The organism is Pseudomonas sp. CGJS7, assembly GCF_036961695.1.
In genome coordinates this window covers 22691-29215 of record NZ_JBAMDI010000131.1, presented here as the reverse complement: position 1 = coordinate 29215, position 6525 = coordinate 22691, and the positions used below count along the sequence as shown (strand labels likewise).

Below are 6525 nucleotides of genomic sequence, written 5' to 3'. Positions count from 1 at the left end.
TTGTCGGCCTGGGGAATCCCGGCGCCGAATACACCCGGACCCGGCACAACGCCGGGTTCTGGTTTGTGGACGCCCTGAACGAAAAGTTCGGCGGGCGTTTCGGCCTGGAATCCAAGCTGTTCGGCGAGACCTCGAAGGTCGAGATCGGCGGCCGCCCGGTGTGGTTGCTCAAGCCGGCCACGTTCATGAATCTTTCCGGCAAGTCGGTCGCCGCGGCGCTGCGCTACTGGAAGATCGAGCCGGAAGAAGCGCTGCTGGCGCACGATGAGCTCGACCTCGCGCCCGGCGTGGCCCGGCTCAAGTTCGACGGCGGCCACGGCGGCCAGAACGGCCTGCGCGACACCATGCAGCTGCTCGGTCACGGCAAATTCCACCGCCTGCGCGTGGGCATCGGCCATCCCGGCCACAAAGACAAAGTCACCCCGTGGGTGCTCGGCCGTCCCGGCAAGGACGACGAAGCGACGATCCTGCGCGCGATCGACAACGCGATCGACGCGTTGCCGCTGGCGGTGCAGGGCAATTTCATGGATGCGATGACGCAGTTGCATACTGCGGCGAAGTGAAGCGGGGTTGGCGAATGGGGGCTTGGGAGCCGAGGGTTCCCGGCGCTGGTTTCCGGCCTGTCTTCTGAAAATTTTCGATTGGAGTTGCGGGCTCGCAGCGAAACGCGCGGTTCGGCGCGCAACTCCGGTTTCCCGATCCCTAATCTCTATTTCCGGACTCACCCATGGGCATCAAATGCGGCATCGTCGGCCTGCCCAACGTCGGCAAGTCGACCCTCTTCAATGCGCTGACCAAGGCCGGTATCGCCGCGGCGAATTTCCCGTTCTGCACCATCGAGCCCAATGTCGGCGCGGTGCCGGTGCCGGATCCGCGCTTGAACGCGCTGGCTGAGATCGTCAAGCCGCAGAAGCTGATCCCGACCGCGGTCGAGTTCGTCGACATCGCCGGCCTGGTCGCCGGCGCGGCCAGCGGGCAGGGCCTGGGCAACAAGTTCCTGGCGCATATCCGCGAGGTCGACGCGATCACCCACGTGGTCCGCTGCTTCGAGCACCCGGACGTGATCCACGTCAACAACAAGGTCGATCCGATCGCCGATATCGAGACCATCGATACCGAGCTGGCGCTGGCCGACCTGGAAAGCGTCGAGAAGGCCTATCAGCGCGCCGAGCGCTCGGCCAAGACCGGCGACAAGGAAGCGATCGTGCGCAAGGAGGTCCTCGGCCGCGTGCGCGAGGGCCTGGACGCCGGCAAGGCGGCGCGCGCGCTGAATCTGTCCGAGGACGACAAGGCCGCCCTGCGCGACCTGTTCCTGCTGACCCTCAAGCCGGTCATGTACGTGGCCAACGTGCTCGAGGACGGCTTCGAGAACAACCCGCACCTGGACGCCGTGCGCGCCCGCGCCGTGGCGGAGGGTGCGCAGGTGGTGCCGGTGTCGGCTGCGATCGAGGAAGAGCTGAGCCAGCTCGACGACGAGGACCGCGACGCCTTCCTGGCCGACCTGGGCCTGGCCGAGCCCGGCCTCAACCGGCTGATCCGCGCCGGTTACGCGCTGTTGGGCCTGCAGACCTATTTCACCGCCGGGGTCAAGGAAGTGCGGGCCTGGACGGTCAAGGCCGGCTCGACCGCGCCGCAGGCGGCGGCGGTGATCCATACCGACTTCGAGAAGGGCTTCATCCGCGCCGAAACCATCGCCTACGACGACTTCATCAAGTACAAGGGCGAGTCCGGGGCGCGCGACGCCGGCCGTCTGCGCCTGGAAGGCAAGGAATATCGCGTCCAAGAGGGCGATGTCTTGCACTTCCGGTTCAATGTCTGAGTAGACTACGCACCCGTTCCGGGGTGTCGGCGGCTTCCGCGGGTAGCCCGGAAAAAGATTTCGAAATTTGTGTGTGAAAGTTCGTTGACTTCCTGAAGATCGCACGCCAGAATTACGGGCTCTTTCGGAGGGATACCCAAGCGGCCAACGGGGGCAGACTGTAAATCTGCTGGCTTACGCCTTCGGTGGTTCGAATCCACCTCCCTCCACCAGATTCAAGGTGGAATTGTTTTAAAGGGTTTCACCGGTTTCAAAGTGGCGGCATGATTCACGCCGGCACGCAAGACGCGACGATCGGCAGCATCGGTTCGGCGCGGGTTTCGGCAACGGCTTCGATGCAAGTTCCAACGCTGTAACGGCACCACGCGGCGCGGGAGTAGTTCAACGGTAGAACCTCAGCCTTCCAAGCTGATGGTGCGGGTTCGATTCCCGTCTCCCGCTCCATTGAGTCCTCCGTTGAAACCAGCTTGCAGCGGCCCCACTTGTTGAGACGATCCAGGTTTCACGCTCACGTAGCTCAGTCGGTAGAGCACCTCCTTGGTAAGGAGGAGGTCGAAGGTTCGATTCCTTTCGTGAGCACCATCCAACGCAGTACCGGCTGCTTTACCAACAGCCACCGCAACGCACAGACCACATACGAGAAGCGACAGCCATGGCTAAGGGTAAATTCGAGCGCACCAAGCCGCACGTCAACGTCGGCACCATCGGTCACGTCGACCATGGCAAGACCACGCTGACCGCAGCGCTGACCAAGGTGGGCGCTGAGCGTTTCGGCGGCGAGTTCAAGGCGTACGACGCGATCGACGCGGCGCCGGAAGAAAAGGCTCGCGGCATCACGATCTCGACCGCGCACGTGGAATACGAATCGGCTTCGCGTCACTACGCGCACGTCGACTGCCCGGGCCACGCGGACTACGTGAAGAACATGATCACCGGTGCGGCGCAGATGGACGGCGCGATTCTGGTGTGCTCGGCCGCTGACGGCCCGATGCCGCAGACCCGCGAACACATCCTGCTGTCGCGTCAGGTCGGCGTGCCGTACATCGTCGTGTTCCTGAACAAGGCCGACATGGTGGACGACGCCGAGCTGCTCGAGCTGGTCGAGATGGAAGTGCGCGAGCTGCTGACCAAGTACGACTTCCCGGGCGACGACACCCCGATCATCCACGGTTCGGCCCGTCTGGCGCTGGAAGGCGACCAGAGCGACATCGGCGTGCCGGCGATCCTGAAGCTGGTCGACGCGCTGGACACCTTCATTCCGGAGCCGGAGCGCGCGATCGACAAGCCGTTCCTGATGCCGGTGGAAGACGTGTTCTCGATCTCGGGCCGCGGCACCGTGGTGACCGGCCGTATCGAGCGCGGCATCATCAAGGTGGGCGACGAAATCGAAATCGTCGGTATCCGTCCGACCCAGAAGACCACGGTCACTGGCGTTGAAATGTTCCGCAAGCTGCTGGACCAGGGTCAGGCGGGCGACAACGCCGGTCTGCTGCTGCGCGGCACCAAGCGCGACGACGTGGAGCGCGGCCAGGTGCTGTGCAAGCCGGGTTCGATCAAGCCGCACACCGAGTTCGAAGCCGAAGTGTATGTGCTGTCGAAGGACGAAGGCGGCCGTCACACCCCGTTCTTCAAGGGCTACCGTCCGCAGTTCTACTTCCGCACCACCGACATCACCGGCGCTTGCGAGCTGCCGGAAGGCGTCGAGATGGTCATGCCGGGCGACAACATCAAGATGGTCGTCACGCTGATCAACCCGGTGGCGATGGACGAAGGCCTGCGCTTCGCGATCCGCGAAGGCGGTCGTACCGTCGGCGCGGGCGTGGTGGCTAAGATCATCAAGTAACAACCCGTCGCGGCGGTCGCAAGATCGCCGCACGCCGCGAACGGCGGGCCGGCAACCCGGTCCGCCTTCGTTGTTTCAAAGCGTCGTGTTTTTGAACACAATGATCGACCGGTCGCTGGCCGAACAGGGCGGCGGTCCGGGTCGGAAGATTTCAAAGACGTACGCCAGTAGCTCAATTGGCAGAGCAGCGGTCTCCAAAACCGCAGGTTGGGGGTTCGAGTCCCTCCTGGCGTGCCACTCGATACCGAGCCGGTTCGGACGACCCGGCGACTGGAATGCATTGAAAGGGCCGCGCAGGGATGGGCGGGCTTTCGCGAGGGAATCGCCCCGAGAATGAACAGCAAGGCCGAACAACACAAATCCGGCGGCGCCGGTGACATCGTCAAGTACGCGCTGGCCCTGCTGCTGGCAGCGGGCGGTGTGTTCGCCTACCTCTGGTTCGAGAATTGGAGCGGCCCGGCGCGTTCGGGTGCGGTCGTGGCGGGCCTGCTGGCCGGCGCGGCCGTGTTCATGTTCTCGGCCAAGGGCATCCAGACTCGCGAGTTCCTGTCCGAATCGCGGTTCGAACTGCGCAAAGTGGTTTGGCCGACTCGCGAAGAAGCGCTCAAGACCACCTGGGTGGTGATGATCGCCGTGGCCATCCTGAGCCTGATCCTGTCCGGTTTCGACTGGGTGATCCAGCTCGCGGTCAAATTCCTGCTGTCGCGCTGAGGAGACGACCGACTTGAACACGCAAGACAACAAGCGTTGGTACGTAGTCCACGCCTATTCCGGTTTCGAAAAGTCCGTGGCGCAGGCGCTGCGCGACCGCATCGTCCGTTTCGAAATGCAGGACCGCTTCGGCGAAGTCCTGGTTCCGACCGAAGAAGTCATCGAGATGCGCTCCGGCCAGAAGCGCCGTTCCGAGCGCAAGTTCTTCCCGGGTTACGTCCTGGTCCAGATCTCCACGCACGACGAAGCCGGCATTCCGCGCATCGACAGCGAAAGCTGGCACCTGATCAAGGAAACCCCGAAGGTCATGGGTTTCATCGGCGGCACCGCCGATCGCCCGCTGCCGATCCAGGACAGCGAGGCCGACCGCATTCTGCAGCGCGTTCAGGAAGGCGTCGAAAAGCCGCGTCCGAAGGTGCTGTTCGAGCCGGGCGAGATGGTTCGCGTGGTCGACGGCCCGTTCGTGGACTTCAATGGCGTGGTCGAAGAGATCAACTACGAAAAGAGCCGCCTGCGCGTGGCCGTGCTGATCTTCGGCCGCTCGACCCCGGTCGAGCTGGAGTTCGGGCAGGTCGAAAAGGCCACCTGAGCCCTGCGGGGCCGGCCCGGCCGGTCCCAGCCCCGGTCTGCGGGCTGCAAAGTCCGAAAAACCTGATATAGTGTGCGGCTCGCTGCTTGTGTGCAGCGGGCCTTATTCGTTCAGCCGCCCCCTTCGACACCCCGGGGCGGCTGTCTGCGCAACAAACAACGCGATGCCGGAACGCGCGATTTCCGGCCCGATGGGGAGCCCGCGGTCTAGGCGCTAGCACCCGGAGAGAAACCAAATGGCAAAGAAAGTAGTCGGCTACATCAAGCTGCAGGTCAAGGCCGGTCAGGCCAACCCCTCGCCGCCGGTCGGTCCTGCGCTGGGTCAGCGCGGCCTGAACATCATGGAGTTCTGCAAAGCGTTCAACGCCGCGACCTCCAAGCTCGAGCCGGGTCTTCCGACCCCGGTCATCATCACGGCCTACTCGGACCGTACCTTCACCTTCGTCACCAAGTCGACCCCGGCTTCGGTGCTGCTGAAGAAGGCCGCGGGCATCAGCTCCGGCTCCAAGCGCCCGAACACCGACAAGGTGGGCAAGGTCACCCGCAAGCAGCTCGAAGACATCGCCAAGGCGAAAGAAGCCGATCTGACCGCGGCCGATCTGGACGCGGCGGTGAAGACGATTGCGGGCTCCGCCCGCAGCATGGGTCTGGTGGTGGAGGGCTAAGACATGGCAATCACTAAGCGCGAAAAAGCAATCAAGGCCGCCGTCGTTCCGGGCAAGGCTTACTCCTTCGACGAAGCCGTCAAGATCGTCAAGACCGCCACCAAGGCCAAGTTCGTCGAGTCCATCGACGTGTCCGTCCGTCTGGGCGTGGACGCGAAGAAGTCCGACCAGCAGGTCCGCGGTTCGACCGTGCTGCCGGCCGGTACCGGCAAGACCGTGCGCGTGGCGGTGTTCGCCCCCGCCGGCGCCAAGGCCGACGAGGCTCTGGCCGCGGGCGCCGAAGCCGTGGGCATGGACGATCTGGCCGAGAAGATGCAGGCCGGCGATCTGAACTACGACGTCGTCATCGCTACCCCGGACGCCATGCGCGTGGTCGGTAAGCTCGGTCAGGTGCTGGGCCCGCGCGGCCTGATGCCGAACCCGAAGGTCGGCACCGTGTCGGCCAACCCGGCCGAAGCGGTCAAGAACGCCAAGGGCGGTCAGGTCCGTTACCGCACCGACAAGGGCGGCATCATCCACTGCACCATCGGCAAGGCCTCCTTCGAAGACGGCTCGCTGAAGGACAACCTGCAGGCGCTGCTGCTGGACCTGATCAAGGCCAAGCCGTCGACCGCCAAGGGTCAGTACCTGCAGAAGATCTCGATCAGCTCGACCATGGGTCCGGGCGTGATCGTCGATCAGACCTCGCTGACGTTGAAGTGACGTTTTGGCGCGCTCGCGCATAGCGCGAGCGCCTTTGCCAAGACGTCATCCCCGTGAAAGCGGGGATCCAGGGCTTCACCCTGGTCGCAGCAACGAACAATCAGGAGTGAGTGAAAAGAAGTGAGGAGTGAGCGAAAAGCCGTATTCGCTCCTGCTCGTTTCTCGCTTCTCTCAACTCGCTCCTAACTTTTTGAGGG

At 63.9% G+C, this 6525-nt stretch carries 7 protein-coding genes and 4 tRNA genes; all 11 read left to right on the top strand.

What is annotated here, in order from left to right:
* Positions 1–563, top strand: a 563-nt coding sequence (pth, locus tag V7787_RS43695; RefSeq protein ID WP_336093885.1) for an aminoacyl-tRNA hydrolase, incomplete at its 5' end; no start/stop codon positions are given.
* Between the two features lie 164 nt (positions 564–727).
* Complete coding sequence (ychF, locus tag V7787_RS43690) at positions 728–1819, top strand: redox-regulated ATPase YchF (protein WP_336093884.1); 1092 nt, start codon at positions 728–730, stop codon at positions 1817–1819.
* A 126-nt stretch (positions 1820–1945) separates the two neighbouring features.
* Positions 1946–2031 (top strand) — tRNA-Tyr (locus V7787_RS43685).
* Positions 2032–2189: 158 nt separating this feature from the next.
* Positions 2190–2263: transfer RNA gene (locus tag V7787_RS43680), tRNA-Gly, on the top strand.
* Between the two features lie 62 nt (positions 2264–2325).
* Positions 2326–2401: transfer RNA gene (locus V7787_RS43675), tRNA-Thr, on the top strand.
* Between the two features lie 70 nt (positions 2402–2471).
* Positions 2472–3662: an elongation factor Tu gene (tuf, locus tag V7787_RS43670; RefSeq protein ID WP_336093871.1), complete on the top strand. Its 1191-nt coding sequence runs from the start codon at positions 2472–2474 to the stop codon at positions 3660–3662.
* A 161-nt stretch (positions 3663–3823) separates the two neighbouring features.
* Positions 3824–3899, top strand: a tRNA-Trp gene (locus V7787_RS43665).
* 96 nt (positions 3900–3995) lie between these two features.
* On the top strand, positions 3996–4373 hold the full coding sequence (gene secE, locus V7787_RS43660) for a preprotein translocase subunit SecE (protein WP_336093883.1): 378 nt from the start codon (positions 3996–3998) through the stop codon (positions 4371–4373).
* A 13-nt stretch (positions 4374–4386) separates the two neighbouring features.
* Positions 4387–4962, top strand: a complete 576-nt coding sequence (gene nusG, locus V7787_RS43655; protein WP_336093881.1) for a transcription termination/antitermination protein NusG — start codon at positions 4387–4389, stop codon at positions 4960–4962.
* Between the two features lie 235 nt (positions 4963–5197).
* Positions 5198–5626 (top strand): 50S ribosomal protein L11, encoded by a 429-nt coding sequence (gene rplK / locus V7787_RS43650; protein WP_336093880.1) that lies wholly within the window; start codon positions 5198–5200, stop codon positions 5624–5626.
* Between the two features lie 3 nt (positions 5627–5629).
* The gene (gene rplA, locus V7787_RS43645; RefSeq protein WP_336093879.1) at positions 5630–6328 is read left to right on the top strand and encodes a 50S ribosomal protein L1; all 699 of its coding nucleotides are present in this window, start codon (positions 5630–5632) and stop codon (positions 6326–6328) included.
* The last annotated feature ends 197 nt before the right edge of the window (positions 6329–6525 follow it).